We start from the raw sequence: 15,481 nt of genomic DNA, 5'->3' as shown, positions 1-15,481 counted from the left end.
TCGGACGAGTCAATCCGCTGGCTGACCCCAAAGGCACAACACCGGCCTTAAGCTGCGGATAGGTAGGATGAACAGATCTTGAACGCCGGGCGTCACCGGGATTCGGCAATGCGCGAAACACCGTTGTGAATCTTTTGGCCCCAATTAGGTCAAAATCATTCCCTCGCGCAGCCTATTGGCCAGACGACGGTTACCGGAATAGCGCGTTCACGGGCCGCGCGGACCACATCGGCCGTTCCGCCGTGGCCCGCGGCGGGCTTCCCATCCCATACCGCGACCAGCCTGTCTACTGTGGACAGCACCTGCTCGCTCGCCGCCATGTACGCGGCGCCGCCGGACTCGGCGAACGGCATGGTGTGCACCGTGTCCGCCTTGCCGAGCAGCACGTCGAACTCGCCGAGATTGCCGGGTTTCACCTTGCGCTCGCGGTAGTCCGCCGCGGGCAGCACGACCTCGATGCGGCCGCCGAGGTCGAGCACCGCCCGCGCGAAGAGCTGGTCGGCGCCGCGTGCCAGGCAGGTCACGCCGACCAGATCGGGCTGATCGGCGAGCAAGGCGTGCAGCTCTTCGGTTATCAGCTCGACACTGGCGGGACTGAGCGTGGTGTGTCCGGTGATGCCTACGCGCAAACCTCTCCTAACAAGCGATGAGCGTGGAGACGGCTTCCCTGGCGTCTCGCATGGCCGGAACGGTCTTGAACGCGGCGGCTTCGCGGTGGAAGTCCTGCAGTTTCGTGCCGACGCGCCCGCCGGTCCAGGTGCCCGCGAGCGGCAGCGCGCGCAGTACCAGTTCGGCCGCGCGGTCCGGTTCATGGGTGATGAGGTGCGCGCGGGCCAGCCCGATCAGGTCGAACACCTGATTGCGCACCCTGGAGGGATCCCGCAGCGCGAGCGCCTTCCCGATGTACTCCTGCGCGTCGCGCGCGTGGCTCGCGTCGAACCGGGCGAGGTCGCGGTAGCGGGCGCCGATCACGCCGGCGAGCTCGGCCTCGTCGAGGCTGCGCGCCGACGGGGTCACCGCGTCGATGTCGCGCACGCCCTCGGCGTGGTGGTCCTCGGCGAGGCCGACCGTGCGGCGGAACGCGCGCGCGTCCCCGCGCAGCGCGTACGCCCACGCCTCCCTGGTCGCGAGCACCGCGCGCAGCCGGGGCGTGGCGGTGCGGCGAGTGCCGTACTGGGCGAGCTGGACGATTTCGAGCCCGTCGTCGGGATGGCCGAGGTCGTAGCACTGCCTGGCCAGCGAGGCGAGCGCGACGGCGGCCAGCGCGTCGTCACCGGCGGCGTGCGCCAGCTGGGCGGAGAGGATGAAGTACCGCTGCGCGGTCGAATGCTGCGCGGCGTCCCAGGTCATCGACGCCGCGACGTCGGCGAGTTCGGCGCCGATCCGGAACGCGCGCAGCGTCTCCGGCGTGCCCTGCGGCGCGGCGCGCAGCCGTCTCGTGTGGGTGTTGAGCTGCGCGACCACGGCCGTGCGGGCCAGTGTGCCGTTGCGGGTGTGCCAGGCGCGGAGGGTGGCGGTGAGCTGCTCGGCTGACTCGAGTTCCTCCGCGGTGAACGCGGTGCCCCTGCCGTGGCCGACGACGGTCGGCCGCAGGAAGGGCTCCAGTTCACCCGCCAGTGCGGCACCCATGAGGGTGGCCGCGCCGGCTAGGACCGTGCGTCGTGTCGGTGGCGTCAAATCGTCCCCCGTTACAGCCGTCGCCCGCTCGGCGACCAGTTCGGCGTCCCATTGCGGACTGGTGACCGTGCTGGGCGCCGGTGCGGGCCCACGATCCGCTCGCCGGGGTGGCCGGAAACCGAGCGCGGCGTCGTCCTGCGCGGCGAGCACGTGCCGGAGCCCCGACCGGTAGGCCGCGTTGGGCCAGCGCGCGACGCCGCGTTCGAGCTTGGCGAGGTAGTGCGCGTCGAGCTCGTAGCGTTTGCCGGTTTCCCGCCAAAGCCACTGGTTGACCGCCGAAGCCACCTCGGCGCGGCTGGCGTGTTCGCCGGGCGCGCCGGGGGATGGCAGCCGATGACGCGCCGCCCGGAGGAGATGATTGGGTTCCGGCATAGTCGACCTCCCAATAGTGTGAAGTCTAACCAACCAGACACGCTGAGTCACGATCTCGTGAATCTGCCCCAGGTTTCCCCGCCGCGCCCGCGGCACCCCCGCTCGCTGGTGTTCCACTCTTTGGGACCGCGTTGCACGCTGGTCAACGGTGGCGCGAATCCCCGCTCACCGAGAAAGCCGGCCCGTACGGAACGCCCTCGCCGCTTCCGTGCGGGCCGGTGACCATCCGGGGTGGATGATGGAGGATGAGGCTTTCGTGGCCTATCCGGAGCTCAAACGGCTGGCCAGACTGCGGGACGTGGGATGGACGTTCCATCCGGCGCACGACGATTCCGGGGAACTCGTCCAGGTCAACGGCGTTCGGAGCTGGCCGGGTGGCCAGGCGGACGCGTTGCGCGTGCGGTACACCACGGACGCGGCCGCCATGCGCTGCGACCCCGGCGGCCGGGTACTCTGGTCCGCCGAGGGAAGTCTCGACGATGTCGTCGACGGACTCCTGGATCTGCCCGATCCCTAAGCCCTCCCGTCGCCCGCCACCGCCCTCAATGGAGGCGCTGCGCGCCGCAGTATTTTCTATGCGTGCTCATGGGACAGCTTCGCGCCGAAATCTCCGATTACGCCCGCAGAATGGCCGCGGACGGCCTGGTGGTCGGGACTTCGGGCAATGTGTCCGCCCGCAAGGGCGACCTCGTGGCCGTGACCCCGACCGGCGTCGACTACGCGAGCCTGGCGGCGGCCGACATCCCGGTCGTCTCGCTGGACGGGACGGTCGTGCACGGCACGCTCAAGCCGACGAGCGAGCTGCCGATGCATCTGGCGCTCTACCGGACGGCGGCCGATCCGGACGGCGCTCCGATCACGGCGGTGGTCCACACGCACGCGCTGCACGCGACCGCGGTGTCCACATTGGTCGACGAGGTGCCCGCGGTGCATTACGCGGGCGCGGCGATCGGGCCGTCCGTGAAGGTCGCGCCTTATGCGACCTACGGGACGGAGGAATTGGCCGAATCGATGCTCGGCGCCTTGGCCGGACGGCGCGGCTGCCTGCTCGCGAATCATGGGACGATTACGTTCGGCTCGTCGCTCGCCGACGCTTATGGACGCACCCGTCAGCTCGAGTGGCTGTGCCAGGTCTGGCTCACCGCACGGGCGGCGGGCACACCCCGGTTGCTGCCGCCGGAGGAAATCGAACGCGTGGTGGCCAAGTTGCGCGGATATGGCCAAAAGGGGTCGTGAGTACCGCCTTTCCCAATGGCCGGTACCGATAGGGTTCGGGGATGACCAGTGGAAGACGCCGCGCCCGCCGAGCGCTGGGATCCTTGCTGCTGACGGGTTTGCTGGCGCTCACCTCGGCTTGTGGCGACTCCGAAGCCGACTCGGCCGGCAAGACGGTGCTGACCTGGTGGGACTATTTCGGCTATTCGCCGAGCGCGGACAACGCGGTGAAAAGCTTGATCTCCCGGTACGAGAAAAGTCACCCGAATGTGACCATCAGCCGGACGGCCATCCGATTCGGTGATTTCCGCGCGAAACTGCTGGAAGCCGCCGCGAACGGCACATTTCCCGACATCGCCGCGATCGACAACGCGGATGTGCCGGTGTTCGCGAAACAGGGCGTGCTGACGGATCTGACTTCGCGCATGCAGATGTGGGACGCGCTCAAGGAATATCTCGACCCGGTCGTCCAGAGTGTCCAGCTGGACAAGAAGTTCTACGGCGTCCCGTTCCGCAGCAACACCACCGCGCTTTGGTACAACAAGGACCACTTCGCCGCCGCCGGCATCGCCGAGCCGCCGAAGACCTGGGACGAACTGGTCGCCGACGCGCGCGAACTCACCACCGGCGACCACGCGGGGCTGTGTTTTTCGGCCGCGGCCAACGAAGAGGGCACGTTCACGTTCCTGCCGCTGCTGTGGCAGGCGGGCGGTGACCTCCGCGGCCTCGGCGACAAGGCGAGCGTGACCGCGCTGAACCTGGTCGACAAGCTGATCAACCAGGACAAGAGCGTCCCGAGTTCGATGTTGCGGTCGGGGCAGTCCGACATCGGCCGTGAGTTCGGTGCGGGCCGCTGCTCGATGATGATCAACGGCCCGTGGGTGCTCAGCTCGGTCGAGCAGGTCAAGTTCCGCTGGGACGTCGCGCTGTGGCCGACCGGCTCCGGCGGCAACTCGGCCTCCCCGCTCGGCGGCGAGGTGTTCGCCATCGGCAAGGGCAGCGCGCACGTCGACGAGGCGTGGGACGTCGCCAGGTGGATCGCCGACCCGGAGAACAGCCGGGTCGAGCTGGGGAAGGGACTGTCCGGCATCCCCAACCGCAAGGACACGGTCACCGACCAGGCCTGGGCGTGGAGCCCGATCATCCCGGTGTTCGCGCACCAGATGCTCAGCGCGCGGGCCCGCGGACTCTACGGCGACAAGTACGCCCAGGTCTCTCAGGTGGTCTGGACCATGGAACAGCAGGTGCTGGCGCACGCCCGGCCGCCGCAGGAAGCCGCGACTGCCGCGGGCGCCCAAGTCAAACCCCTGCTCGGCTGAGTCGTGAGTGGTATCGCCGGTTAGAACCGGCCGTACCACTCACGACCCCCTCAGGCGCGCTCGTCGGTGCCGGGGACCTTGCCGGTGCTGATGGCGATGCGGTTCCAGGTGTTGATCGTGAAGATCAGCGCGAGCAGGTGGCCGAGCTCGGTCTCGTCGAAGTGCCGCGCGGCTGTCGCGTAGACGTCGTCGGGCACGCCGCCGGAAATCTTGGTCACGGCCTCCGCCAGCGCCAGCGCCGCCTGCTCCTTCTCGGTGAAGAAGCTCGACGCGTCGCGCCACACGGCGACCATGTGGAGGCGCTCTTCGCTCTCGCCTGCTTTGCGGGCGTCCGAGGTGTGCATGTGCAGGCAGTACGCGCAGCCGTTGAGCTGCGAGGAGCGGATCTGGACCAGCTCGACCAGCGCGGGGTCGAGCTCGCCGCGGGCGGCGGCGTCGAAGGCGATCAGGGCCTTGAAGGCCTTCGGGGCGGTCTTGGCGAAGTTCACTCGGTTCGTCATGCGGATCAATCTACGGCCGGATTTGACCCGATGTATGGTGCATTCCGATGGAAGAATCATGGGTCAATTCGGTCGACCTGCACCTCGATCTCTCGGCGTCGGGCAGCAAGCGCGCGATGCTCATCGAGGCGCTGCGCGAAGCGGTCGGCAGGCTCCCCGCCGGCACCCGGCTGCCGCCGTACCGGTCGCTGGCCGCGGACCTCGGCATCGCACGCAATACGGTCGCCGACGCCTACGCGGAGCTGGTCGCGGAAGGCAGATTGACCGCTCGTCAGGGCTCTGGCACGCGGGTCGCCCAGCGCGCCACGCCGGTCAAAGCCGCTCGGGTGCCCAAGAAATCGCCGGTTCCCAAGACCATGCACAACCTCCGGCAAGGCCAGCCGGACGCCGCCTCTTTCCCCCGTGCGGACTGGCTCGCGTCCGCACGTCGCGCGTTGACGGCAGCGCCGTCCGAGGCGTTCGGGCCGGGTGATCCCCGTGGCCGCGTCGAGTTGCGCACCGCGCTGGCCGACTACCTGGGGCGGGCGCGCGGGGTGCGGACTTCGCCGGACCGGATCGTCGTCTGCTCGGGGTTCGCGCACGCGCTCAGATTGCTGTTCCCGCAGGTGTTGACCGGCCCGCTGTCCGTCGAGTCGTACGGGTTGCCGTTCCACTGGTCGTTGCTGCCGCGTGCTTTCCCGCTGCCGCTGGACGACCGCGGCGCGCGGGTCGAGGAGGCGACCACGCCGACGGTACTGCTGACGCCCGCGCACCAGTTCCCGACCGGCGGCCCGTTGCATCACGACCGGCGCGCCGCGGTCGTCGCCAGGGGTGGGCTGGTCATCGAAGACGACTACGACGGCGAGTTCCGTTACGACCGCCAGCCGGTCGGTGCGGTGCAAGGCCTCGACCCCGAGCGGGTGCTGTACATCGGGTCCGCGAGCAAGAGCCTGTCACCGGCACTGCGTCTCGGGTGGATGGTCCTGCCTGAGCGTCTTGTCGAGAAAGTCCTTGCGGTCAAAGGGGAACGCGAGGCCTGGGCGAGTGTCCTCGACCAGCTGACGCTGGCCGACTTCATCACTTCCGGCGCTTACGACCGGCACATCCGCCGGATGCGCCTGCGGTACCGGCGCCGCCGCGACCAGCTCGTCGACGCGCTCGCGCCGCATATCGAGGTCACCGGGATTTCCGCTGGGCTGCACGCGGTGCTCCGGCTGCCGCCCGGCACGGAGACGTCTGTGGTGAAAGCCGCCACCTGGCAAGGGATCGCGCTCGACGGGCTGGCCGCGTTCCGGCATCCGGACGCGACGATGCCCGCGTTCGACGGGCTCGTCGTCGGCTACGCGACTCCACCGGATCACGCTTATGGCGCAGCGCTGGAAGCACTGTGCCGGGCCCTTCCTTGATCTACCGTGGCTGGTATGAAGGTTTTCGTCACGGGCGGTACCGGCGCGATCGGCGGCCATGTCATCCCCACGCTGATCGGGGCCGGGCATGAGGTGTCCGCGCTCGCGCGCACCCCGGAAAAGGCCGCGGTGCTCACCGCGCAGGGCGCGAAGCCGGTTTCGGTGTCCATCTTCGATACGAAGGCGTTGACGAAGGCGTTCGCGGGGCATGACGTGGTGATCAACCTGGCCTCGTCGATCCCGCCGATGACGAAGTTCCTGTACGCCGGCGCGTGGAAGGACAACGACCGTATCCGCACGCTCGGCTCGGCCGCGGTCGTCGACGCCGCGCTCGCCGCGGGCGCCGGCCGCGTGATCCAGGAATCGGTCAGCATGCTGTACCGCGACCACGGTCCGCGCTGGGTCGACGAGGACGCGCCCGTCGACGATTATCCGATGACCAAAGGGAATCTGGCCGCCGAAGCCAACGCGAAGCGGTTCACCGGTGCGGGCGGCGCCGGGATCGTGCTGCGGCTCGGCTGGTTCTACGGGCCGGGCGCCGCGCACAGCGAGCAGATTCTCGCGCAGGCACGCCGCCGGGTCGGGCTCGTGATGGGCGCGCCAGGCGGTTACGTCTCGTCGATCCACATGACCGACGCGGGCACGGCGGTCGCCGCCGCGCTGACCGCGCCCGCCGGGATCTACAACGTCGTCGACGACGAACCGCTGACCAAACGCGAGTTCGCCGCCGCGCTAGCCCGTGCCGCGGGCAAACGGTCGTGGGTACGCGGACCCGGTCGCGTCGCGCTGGTGCTCGGCGACCGGGTCACTTCACTGACCCGGTCGCTGCGAGTGAGCAACACGCGGTTCCGGACCGCGACCGGCTGGCAGCCCGAGTACCCGAGCGCCCGCGAGGGCTGGATCGCCACCGCTAAGCAGGTTTGACCTCGGTCGCGGGGTTGCCGTCGACGGCCGCGCTCAGCTGCGGCACCAGGCGGTCCAGCACGAAAGGCAGGCTCAGCACCGAGGCGAACGACAGCGCGCGACCGTGGTCCGTCGGGCTGTCGACGAACACCTCGCGCTTTTCCTTGGCCACCTTGAATCCGCCGTACAGCGCGTCCTTCCCGAGCAGCGCTTTGCCGGGCTCGATGCCTTCGACGATCCAGACGAGCGCGTCGACGTTGAGCAGATCGGTCCGCTCGGCGCTCAGCGACACACCGAACTTGCCTTTCATGACCGCGTCGAGACCGGCGGGGATGGTGAAGCCGAGCGACGCGAGCAGGCGGGACCGCGGATCTTGGCTCGCGAAGACGAAATACCCTTCCCACGGGCTCGCCACCAGCCCGGTCGCGCCGGCGAATTCGGGGTGCTGCTGCCGGATCGTGGTGAACTTGGCCTCGAGATCGTCGACCAGTTTCCGTGCCTGCGCCGGCTTTCCGACGGCGATGCCGACGTTCTTCGTCAGCTCCTGCCAGCCGATCCCGTAGTCGGGGTACGCCTTCGGCTGCGCGATGACCGGCGCCACCTTGGACAGCTTGTCGTACTGCTCCTGCGTCAGGCCGCCGTACTGGGCGATGATCAGGTCGGGGTGCAGCGCGGCGATCTTCTCGTACGACGGGACCTCGCCGCCGGGCAGTTTCTGCGGCAGCGCGGCGGAACCCAGCTTCTCCTTGGCCCACGGGCCGATCGCGCCGGGGTAGTCGCCGTCCCATTCGGTGGTGCCGATCGGGACCACGCCGAGCGCGAGCAGCGCGTCCTGCTCGGTCAGCCCGACGGTCAGCACGCGGTGCGGCTCGGCCTTGACGGTGGTGCTGCCGTACTTGTGCTCGATGGTCGCCGGGAAGGCGCCCGCTTCGGCGGCAGTCGCGCCGGGTGCGGCGGCTGTCTGGTCCGCGGGGGTGCCGCAGGCGGCGGTGAGCAGCAGCGCGCACAGCGCCAGCGCCATTTTTCGGGCCATCGGTACCTCCATGATCAGGTGCTTGCAAGGTTAGCCTAACCTTAGGTGCGTGATCTCAGTCCGCCGGATCGGAGCGCTGCTGGCCGCACTGGCGGTCCTCGTCCTGGTCGCCCTGCTCAGCCTCTGGATCGGGTCGAAGAGCATCCCGTTCGGCTCGACGCTGTCGGTGCTGCTGCACCACGACGGGTCGCCGGACGCGGCGATCATCCACGACCTGCGGGTGCCGAGGACGCTGCTCGGGATCCTCGTCGGCGCCGCGCTCGGCCTGGCAGGCGCCGTGCTCCAGGCGATGACCGGCAACCCGCTCGCCGATCCCGGACTCTTCGGCATCAACGCGGGCGCGGCCGCCGCGGTCGTCTCCGGCATCGCGTTCGCGGGTGTCGCGAGCGTGTCGGGTTACGTCTGGTTCGCCTTCGCGGGCGCGGGGCTCGCGGCCGCCCTCGTCTACGGCGCCGGCTCGGCGGGCGGCGGTGTCACGCCGGACCGGATGCTGCTGGCGGGTGCGGCCGTCACCGCCGTGCTCATCGCTTACGTGTCGGCGTTGCTGATGCTCAACACGGAAACGTTCAACCAGTTCCGGTTCTGGAGCGTCGGCTCGCTGTCGGGGCGCCGGATGGACGTGGTCACCGCGCTCGCGCCGTTCATCGCGGCGGGCATCGTGCTCGCGCTGTGCCTGGCGAGGCCGTTCAACGTGCTCGCGCTCGGCGATCAGCACGGGCGGGCGCTGGGGGTTCGGGTCGGCAGGACCAAGGCGCTCGGCGTGCTGGCCGTGACCGTCCTTTGTGGAGCGGCGACTGCGGCGGCAGGGCCGATCGCGTTCGTCGGGCTGGCCGTGCCGCGGGTCGCCAGGCTGTTCACCGGACCAGACCAGCGCTGGGTGTTCCCGCTCTCCGCGATACTCGCGCCGGTTTTGCTGCTGCTGGCCGACATCCTCGGGCGGGTACTGATCGCGCCGGAGGAACTGCAGGTCGCCATCGTGACCGCGTTCCTCGGCGCGCCGGTGTTCATCGCGCTGGTGCGCCGATGATCCGCCGGGGCGCGCTCGCGCTGGCGGTGCTCGCGATCAGCGTGCTCAGCCTGGCCAGCGGCGACTATCCGCTGTCGCTCGGCGAGGTCTTCGGTGCGCTGACCGGCACCGGGGACGCGCAGTTCATCGTGACCGAGTTCCGGCTGCCGAGGTTGCTCGCCGGGCTCCTGGTCGGCGCCGCGCTCGCGGCTGGCGGCGCGATCACGCAAAGCCTGACGGGGAATCCGCTGGGCAGCCCGGACATGATCGGGTTCACCGAGGGCGCCGCGACGGGCGCGCTGCTGCTCATCGTCCTGACCGACGCGGGCACGTCCGCGACCTCGGCCGGCGCGCTGGCGGGCGGGTTTCTCACGGCGGTGGTGATCTACCTGCTCACCTACCGGCGCGGGGTGCAGGGTGTCCGGCTGGTGCTGGTGGGGCTCGGGGTGTCGGCGATGCTCATCGCGGTCAACTCGTACCTGATCACCCGCGCTTCGCTGCGTGACGCCGTCGCGGCGCAGTCCTGGCTCGTCGGTGGGCTGAACGGGCTCGGCTGGGAACACGTCGGGCCGTTGGCGGCGGCCGTGGCCGTGCTGCTCCCGCTCGGTCTCGTCCACGGCAGGCGGATGGCGCTGATCGAGATGGGCGACGACGCCGCGACCGGTCTCGGCGTGCCCGTCGAACGCACCCGGCTGGTGCTGATCACGGTGAGTGTCGGGCTGACCGCCTTCGCGACCGCCGTCGCCGGGCCGATCGCGTTCGTCGCGCTCGCCGCGCCCCAGCTGGCCAAGCGGCTGGTCGGGTCACTGCGCGTCGGCGCCTCCGCGCTCGTCGGCGCGCTGCTGCTCGTGACGTGCGATTTCCTTACGCAGCGCCTGTTTCCGTCCGTGAGCCTGCCGGTCGGGATCGCGACCGGACTCGTCGGCGGGCTCTATCTGCTGTGGCTGCTGATCGGGCGGTGGCGTCGCAAGCAAGCCTGAACCGTTCTGCATGGTGCAGACTTCAGGCGGCCAGCTGACGTACTCGCGATGATCATCTTGCCGGTGCGGTGCCCGCTGCCGGATGTTGCGTGCGGACAATCGCGCAACCCCGCCGGAGATGACCATGGCTCACTGGGACTGGCAGGCACCCACCACCGTGCTGACCGGGATCGGGGCGAGACGGCGGGCCGCGCAAGCCTTGGCCGGTCAGTCGAAACGGGTGCTCGTCGTCTCCGGCACCGACGCCTGCCGTGCCGGTCTGGTGCAGCGCTGGTGTTCGTCCCTTGTGGACGCGGGCATCAGGACCGTTCCCTTCCCGCTGGACCGCTTCGGTCTCCCGGAGGTGCTCCGGCTGACCGAAGCCGCCCGCTTCGCCGAGGCCGACACCCTGCTCGCGATCGGTGACGACCGGGTGATCGACGTCGTCAAGGCGGCCGCGTTCGCCGCCACCAACCCCGGCTTCCGTGGCCACCACCGTCCACTGCGGACGGTCGCGGTGCCGACCACGGTCGGCGCGGCCAGCGAGGTCAGCCCGGTCACCGTGCTGGCCGACGGTCCCCACCTGATGGTCTTGGACAAGCCGGTGCTCCGCCCGGCGTTCGCGGTGCTCGACCCCGAGTCGACCGCCACCGCCTCGACCCGTTCGGTCCTTTATGGAGCCGTCGAAGCACTCGCGCGGCTGCTGGTGCCCGCGATGAGCGAGCCGGCGGGCTCCCGTATGGCCGACGAGATCACGGTCGCGCTGGCCCGCTGTGTCCTCGCGGACGCGGACACCGTCGCCACCCTTCTGCCGGAGGCCGTGCGCGTCCCGGCCATCCACCGCCTCGCCGTCACCAGCGCGGCCACGGTGACCAACTGGGCCTCGTACGGCCGCCGCGACGAGCAGCACCGCCTCTGGCGCCTCGCCACCCCGATCGCGGCGGTACTCGAGATTCCGAGTGCCGCGGTGCTGAGCACGCTGCTCGCCGACTGGGTGAGCACCAAGGACAACCCGATCGGCCCGTGGCCCGGCCGGGTCGCCGAGGTACTCGGGATGTTGAGCGGCGGATCGGCGGTGCTGGACCCGGGGGAGTGGGTACGCCAGCGCCTGGCGGCCTGGACGTTGCCGGACCGGCTGTCCTACCTGACCGAAGGCGACCCCGGCGCGCGCGACCTGGCCGACCTGGTCTGGGCGGACGCCGCGCCGGGCTTTCCTGGCGCCTGCCGCGAAGACCTGGCCGCCTTCTTCGAAACCACGGTCACCCCCGGGTCGTGAGTGGTACGGCCGGTTCTAACCGGCCAAAACACTCACGACTCATCGACGAGCTTTTCGAGGATGCGGTCGAGGGTCTCCAGTTCCGAGGCGGACAGTGCGAGGATCGGGCCGGGCGGCGCGCCGACGATCCGCCGCGCGCGTTCGGCGTCCTTCAGGCCCGCCGGCGTGATGGAGACGATCTTGCGGCGCCGGTCGTCGGGGTGGACGGTCCGTTCGGCCAGCCCCCGCCGCTCGAGATCGTCGACCACCAAGGTCGTGTACGGGCGGTCGGTGATCAGCCGCTCGGTCAGCTCCGTCAACGAGATGGGCGCCTTGGCGATGTAGCCCAGCGCTTTGATCTTGATGAAGCTCATCCCGAGCGCCTCACAGGCCTCGCGCCGCCGGTCGTGCCGCTCCAGCACCAGCGTGCGCATGCGCTGCCAGACCTGTGCCGCGTCGCTCATGCCGTCTTCACCAGCGATTCCTCCAGAAAGTCCACCGAAACGGCCGCCGCGGTCGCCCGCGCCCAGCGGCCCGTGGTGAGGAGGCCGAGTGCGATGACGAGGAGGCCGCACCCGAAAATGATCCACCAGCCGAGGTGACTGGCCGCCGCGAACCCGGTCTTGAACGGGCCGGTGAGCTGCGCGGTGACCACCGCGCCGATGATCGCGACGCCGAGCGAGACGCCGACCTGGCGGCTGGTCGACGCGACCGCCGCCGCGACACCCGCCTGTGACCTGGGCATTCCCGAAACAGCGGCATTGGTGATCGGCGCGTTGAGCATGCCGAAGCCGATGCCGAACAGGACGTACGCCAGCACGAGTTGCGCCACCGGGGTGTCGGCGCTCATGCCCGTCAGCAGCAACGCGGACAGCGTCAGGCCGCCGCCCGCGACCAGCAGGGGAAACCGCGGCCCGCGGGTGCCGACGATCCAGCCGGACACCGGCGCGAACACGGCCGTCATCGCCGCCATCGGCAACGTCAGCAGACCGGCGTGCAGTGGCGACAGGCCGCGCACCTCCTGCAGGTACAGCGAGTTGAGGAAGAGGAACCCCGACAGCGCGGCGAACCCGCTGATCGCCGTCAGCGTCGCGCCGGAGAACGTCGCGCTGCGGAAGAAACGCAAGTCCAGCAACGGTTCCTCGCGTCGCCGTTCGTACCAGATGAGCGTCACCAGCGAGAACACCGCGAGCGCGAATGCGCCGATGATCAGCGGCGACGACAGGCCCTCGTTGGGGCTTTCGATGATCCCGAACGTCACGCTCGCCAGCAGCAGGATGACCAGCAGCTGCCCGACCGGGTCGATCCGGCGGGCGCGGGCCGCGCGCGACTCGGGCACGAACAACGCGGTCAGCACCAGCGCGGCCGCGCCGACCGGCACGTTCATCCAGAAGATCGACCGCCAGCCGACCGACTCGACCAGCAGCCCGCCGACCATCGGGCCGACGGCCATGCTCAGCCCGACCACCCCGCCCCATACGCCGATCGCGCGGGCGCGTTCCTTCGGCTCGGTGAAGGTGTTGGTGATGATGGACATCGCGACCGGGTTGAGCATCGACCCGCCGACCGCCTGCAGCATCCGGAACACGATGAGCAGCGCCGCGTTCGTCGCGATGCCGCACAGCAGCGAGCCGAGGCTGAACAGCACCAGCCCGGTCTGGAAGGTGCGCCGCCTGCCGATCCGGTCGCCGGTGGACCCCGCGAGCATCAGCAGGCTGGCCAGCACCAGCGTGTACGCGTCGATCGTCCACTGCAGGCTGGACACGGACGCGTCCAGGTCGCGCCGGATCGACGGCAGCGCGAGGTTCACGATCGTGCTGTCCAGTCCGACGATGAACAGGCTCATGCAGCAGATCGCCAGTACGCCGAGCTTGCGGCGGTGGCTCAAGTCTCCCATATGCTTATAGAACTACAATGATTGTAGAAGTACAACTAGTTCTTCGTGTACGTCAGATCACGTAGGCCAAGTACCGCCTCAGAGGGGACGCCGCTACAAGGCCCCGGGCGGCACGCTTGCGCACCATGAACGTCGTACTCACGCAGGACCTGACCAAGAACTACGGCTCGCGCGCCGCGGTCGACGCGGTGAGCCTGACCGTCCGCCGCGGCGAGGTGTACGGGTTCCTCGGACCCAACGGCGCCGGCAAGACGACCACGCTGCGGATGCTGCTCGGCCTCGTCCGCCCGTCCTCCGGCTCGGCTCAGGTGCTCGGCCATCCGCCTGGCGAGTCGGCCGTCGGCGCGCTCATCGAAGGTCCCGGCTTCTACCCGTACCTCAGCGGCCGCGACAACCTCCGCGTGCTGGCCCGCTACCGCGGACTCGGCGACGAGGAGGTCGAACTCGTGCTGGCTCGCGTGGATCTCACCGACCGGGCGCGCGACCGATTCAAGACGTACTCGCTCGGCATGAAGCAGCGGCTGGGCGTCGCCGCGGCCCTGCTCGGGGACCCCGAGCTGCTGATACTCGACGAGCCGACCAACGGCCTCGACCCCGCGGGTGTCACCGACATGCGCAAGCTCATCGCCGGGCTCGCCGCGGACGGCAAGACGGTCATGCTGTCGAGTCACCTGCTCAGCGAGGTGCAGGAGATCTGCGACCGGGTGGGCGTCATCTCGCGCGGGCGGCTGGTCACCGAATCGACCGTCAGCGAGCTGCGTGGCAGCGGCAGGCTGCTCATCAAGGCCGACCCGCTCGACGCCGCGCTCACCGCTTGCGCCCGCCACGCCACCGATGTGTCCATTGTGGACGGCGCGCTGGTGCTCGAAGGCGGTGAGGCCGCCGAAATCAACCGCGCGCTCGTGACCGCGGGCATCGCCGTGCACGAGATCCGGCCGTCCGAACGTTCACTCGAGGACGCGTTCTTCGCCATGACCAAGGAGACGTCATGACCGTACTGGCACAGGGCGCGCGTGCCGAACTGCTCCGGCTGCGGCGCTGGCCCGCCGTCTGGGTGATGTTCGGCGCGTGGATGTTGCTGAACCTGACCTTCACCTACCTCTTCCGCTACCTCTCCTATGCCGGCGACGGTGGCGGCTTCAACTCGGACGGCTTGAGCAAGCAGCAGATCTTGGCCGGGCTCATGCCGGCCGGCGTCCCGGCGGCGGTGCTCGGCGGCATGCCGATGTTCGGCGGCGCGATCACGCTGACGCTCGGCGCGCTCGCCGCGGGCAACGGTTATGGCTGGGGCACCTGGAAAACCGTCTACATCATGCGGCCGCGCCGTGCGCTCACCGCCGGTGGCTCGCTCGTCGCGCTGGCGGGCATCGTCGTCGCGTTCGTGGTCGCCACCTTCGCGGTCGACCTCGCCGTCGCCAGCACGCTGGGCCTCATCGAGGGCCAGGACTTGGTCATGCCGGGGTTCGCCGAGTCGGCGAAGGCGCTGGGCGGAGGCGTGCTCATCCTCGGCATGTGGACGATGGCCGGGTTCACGCTCGGGACACTGGCCCGTGGTCCCGCGCTCGCCGTCGGCCTCGGCGTCGTCTGGGTGCTCGCGGTGGAGAACCTGTTGCGTGGCGCGGCCGGTCTGCTCAGCTGGCTGGAGCCGATCACGAACGCGCTGCCCGGCACGGCCTCGGGTTCGCTGGTGGCCGCGCTCGGCGCGGCCCCCGTCTCCCAGGGCGGCGCACCCGGCGTCGTGACCAACCTCAGCGGTCCCACAGCCGCCCTGCTCGCGGCGGCCTACCTGGTCGTCTTCGTTGTGGTGACAGGGTTTGTGGTCAAGCGCCGCGATGTGGCCTAAGGGGGTCGTGAGTGGTATTGCCGGTTCTAACCGGCCAAAACACACCAGTGGCGTATAAAAAAAAAACAAGCCACCAAAACCAACCAGTAGTCGTATTGGGTGGTAGGGTTGTAATGT

Annotated in this window: 16 protein-coding genes; 10 read left to right on the top strand and 6 right to left on the bottom strand. The window is 69.7% G+C overall.

Translation table 11 applies throughout. From position 1 onward, the window contains the following. Positions 1-155 precede the first annotated feature (155 nt). Both ACFV15_RS27675 and ACFV15_RS27670 read right to left on the bottom strand, forming a co-directional pair. On the bottom strand, positions 156-629 hold the full coding sequence (locus tag ACFV15_RS27675) for a hypothetical protein (protein ID WP_378353589.1): 474 nt from the start codon (positions 627-629) through the stop codon (positions 156-158). Between the two features lie 7 nt (positions 630-636). Beyond that, entirely contained in the window at positions 637-2,049 is a 1,413-nt protein-coding gene (locus ACFV15_RS27670) for a hypothetical protein (RefSeq protein WP_378353588.1), read from the bottom strand. Between the two features lie 235 nt (positions 2,050-2,284). On the opposite strand from ACFV15_RS27670, the gene ACFV15_RS27665 reads away from it, so the two are divergent. The 3 genes from ACFV15_RS27665 to ACFV15_RS27655 all read left to right on the top strand — a co-directional run bounded on the left by ACFV15_RS27665 (position 2,285) and on the right by ACFV15_RS27655 (position 4,583). Continuing rightward, a complete protein-coding gene (locus tag ACFV15_RS27665) occupies positions 2,285-2,566 on the top strand; it encodes a hypothetical protein (protein ID WP_378353586.1) in 282 nt (93 codons plus the stop codon). A gap of 68 nt (positions 2,567-2,634) precedes the next feature. After that, positions 2,635-3,285, top strand: a complete 651-nt coding sequence (locus ACFV15_RS27660; RefSeq protein ID WP_378353638.1) for a class II aldolase/adducin family protein — start codon at positions 2,635-2,637, stop codon at positions 3,283-3,285. A 41-nt stretch (positions 3,286-3,326) separates the two neighbouring features. Next, positions 3,327-4,583, top strand: a complete 1,257-nt coding sequence (locus tag ACFV15_RS27655; RefSeq protein WP_378353584.1) for an ABC transporter substrate-binding protein — start codon at positions 3,327-3,329, stop codon at positions 4,581-4,583. 50 nt (positions 4,584-4,633) lie between these two features. On the opposite strand, the gene ACFV15_RS27650 is transcribed toward ACFV15_RS27655, so the two are convergent. Further along, positions 4,634-5,083 carry a carboxymuconolactone decarboxylase family protein gene (locus ACFV15_RS27650; protein ID WP_378353582.1) on the bottom strand — a complete coding sequence of 150 codons (450 nt, stop codon included), beginning with the start codon at positions 5,081-5,083 and terminating at the stop codon, positions 4,634-4,636. A 47-nt stretch (positions 5,084-5,130) separates the two neighbouring features. Here ACFV15_RS27650 and ACFV15_RS27645 point away from each other — a divergent pair, with 47 nt between their 5' ends. Further along, positions 5,131-6,468 (top strand): PLP-dependent aminotransferase family protein, encoded by a 1,338-nt coding sequence (locus tag ACFV15_RS27645; RefSeq protein ID WP_378353580.1) that lies wholly within the window; start codon positions 5,131-5,133, stop codon positions 6,466-6,468. Between the two features lie 15 nt (positions 6,469-6,483). Continuing rightward, entirely contained in the window at positions 6,484-7,392 is a 909-nt protein-coding gene (locus tag ACFV15_RS27640) for an NAD-dependent epimerase/dehydratase family protein (RefSeq protein ID WP_378353578.1), read from the top strand. Here ACFV15_RS27640 and ACFV15_RS27635 read toward each other — a convergent pair. Next, entirely contained in the window at positions 7,379-8,404 is a 1,026-nt protein-coding gene (locus tag ACFV15_RS27635; protein WP_378353577.1) for an ABC transporter substrate-binding protein, read from the bottom strand. The genes ACFV15_RS27640 and ACFV15_RS27635 overlap by 14 nt on opposite strands. A 49-nt stretch (positions 8,405-8,453) precedes the next feature. Between ACFV15_RS27635 and ACFV15_RS27630 the strand changes: the two genes are divergently transcribed. From ACFV15_RS27630 to ACFV15_RS27620, 3 genes are all read left to right on the top strand, one after another. Beyond that, entirely contained in the window at positions 8,454-9,431 is a 978-nt protein-coding gene (locus ACFV15_RS27630; RefSeq protein ID WP_378353575.1) for a FecCD family ABC transporter permease, read from the top strand. After that, on the top strand, positions 9,428-10,390 hold the full coding sequence (locus ACFV15_RS27625) for a FecCD family ABC transporter permease (protein ID WP_378353573.1): 963 nt from the start codon (positions 9,428-9,430) through the stop codon (positions 10,388-10,390). Before ACFV15_RS27630 ends, ACFV15_RS27625 begins: the two co-directional genes overlap by 4 nt. 124 nt (positions 10,391-10,514) lie before the next feature. Then, a complete protein-coding gene (locus ACFV15_RS27620) occupies positions 10,515-11,645 on the top strand; it encodes an iron-containing alcohol dehydrogenase (protein ID WP_378353572.1) in 1,131 nt (376 codons plus the stop codon). Between the two features lie 32 nt (positions 11,646-11,677). Here the strand turns inward: ACFV15_RS27620 and ACFV15_RS27615 are convergent, their stop codons facing one another. Both ACFV15_RS27615 and ACFV15_RS27610 read right to left on the bottom strand, forming a co-directional pair. Further along, positions 11,678-12,088, bottom strand: a complete 411-nt coding sequence (locus ACFV15_RS27615; RefSeq protein WP_378353570.1) for a MarR family winged helix-turn-helix transcriptional regulator — start codon at positions 12,086-12,088, stop codon at positions 11,678-11,680. Then, positions 12,085-13,521, bottom strand: coding sequence for an MFS transporter (locus ACFV15_RS27610; protein WP_378353568.1), 1,437 nt, complete (start codon positions 13,519-13,521; stop codon positions 12,085-12,087). The genes ACFV15_RS27615 and ACFV15_RS27610 overlap by 4 nt, the downstream gene beginning before the upstream one ends. A 125-nt stretch (positions 13,522-13,646) precedes the next feature. Between ACFV15_RS27610 and ACFV15_RS27605 the strand changes: the two genes are divergently transcribed. Then, positions 13,647-14,513 (top strand): ABC transporter ATP-binding protein, encoded by an 867-nt coding sequence (locus ACFV15_RS27605; protein ID WP_378353566.1) that lies wholly within the window; start codon positions 13,647-13,649, stop codon positions 14,511-14,513. After that, positions 14,510-15,364, top strand: coding sequence for an ABC transporter permease (locus ACFV15_RS27600; protein ID WP_378353565.1), 855 nt, complete (start codon positions 14,510-14,512; stop codon positions 15,362-15,364). The genes ACFV15_RS27605 and ACFV15_RS27600 overlap by 4 nt, the downstream gene beginning before the upstream one ends. Positions 15,365-15,481: the final 117 nt, after the last annotated feature.

The sequence above is a fragment of the Amycolatopsis sp. NPDC059657 genome (genome assembly GCF_042734395.1).
In the GTDB taxonomy this organism is placed as follows: domain Bacteria; phylum Actinomycetota; class Actinomycetes; order Mycobacteriales; family Pseudonocardiaceae; genus Amycolatopsis.
This window is presented reverse-complemented; position numbering and strand designations above follow the sequence as displayed.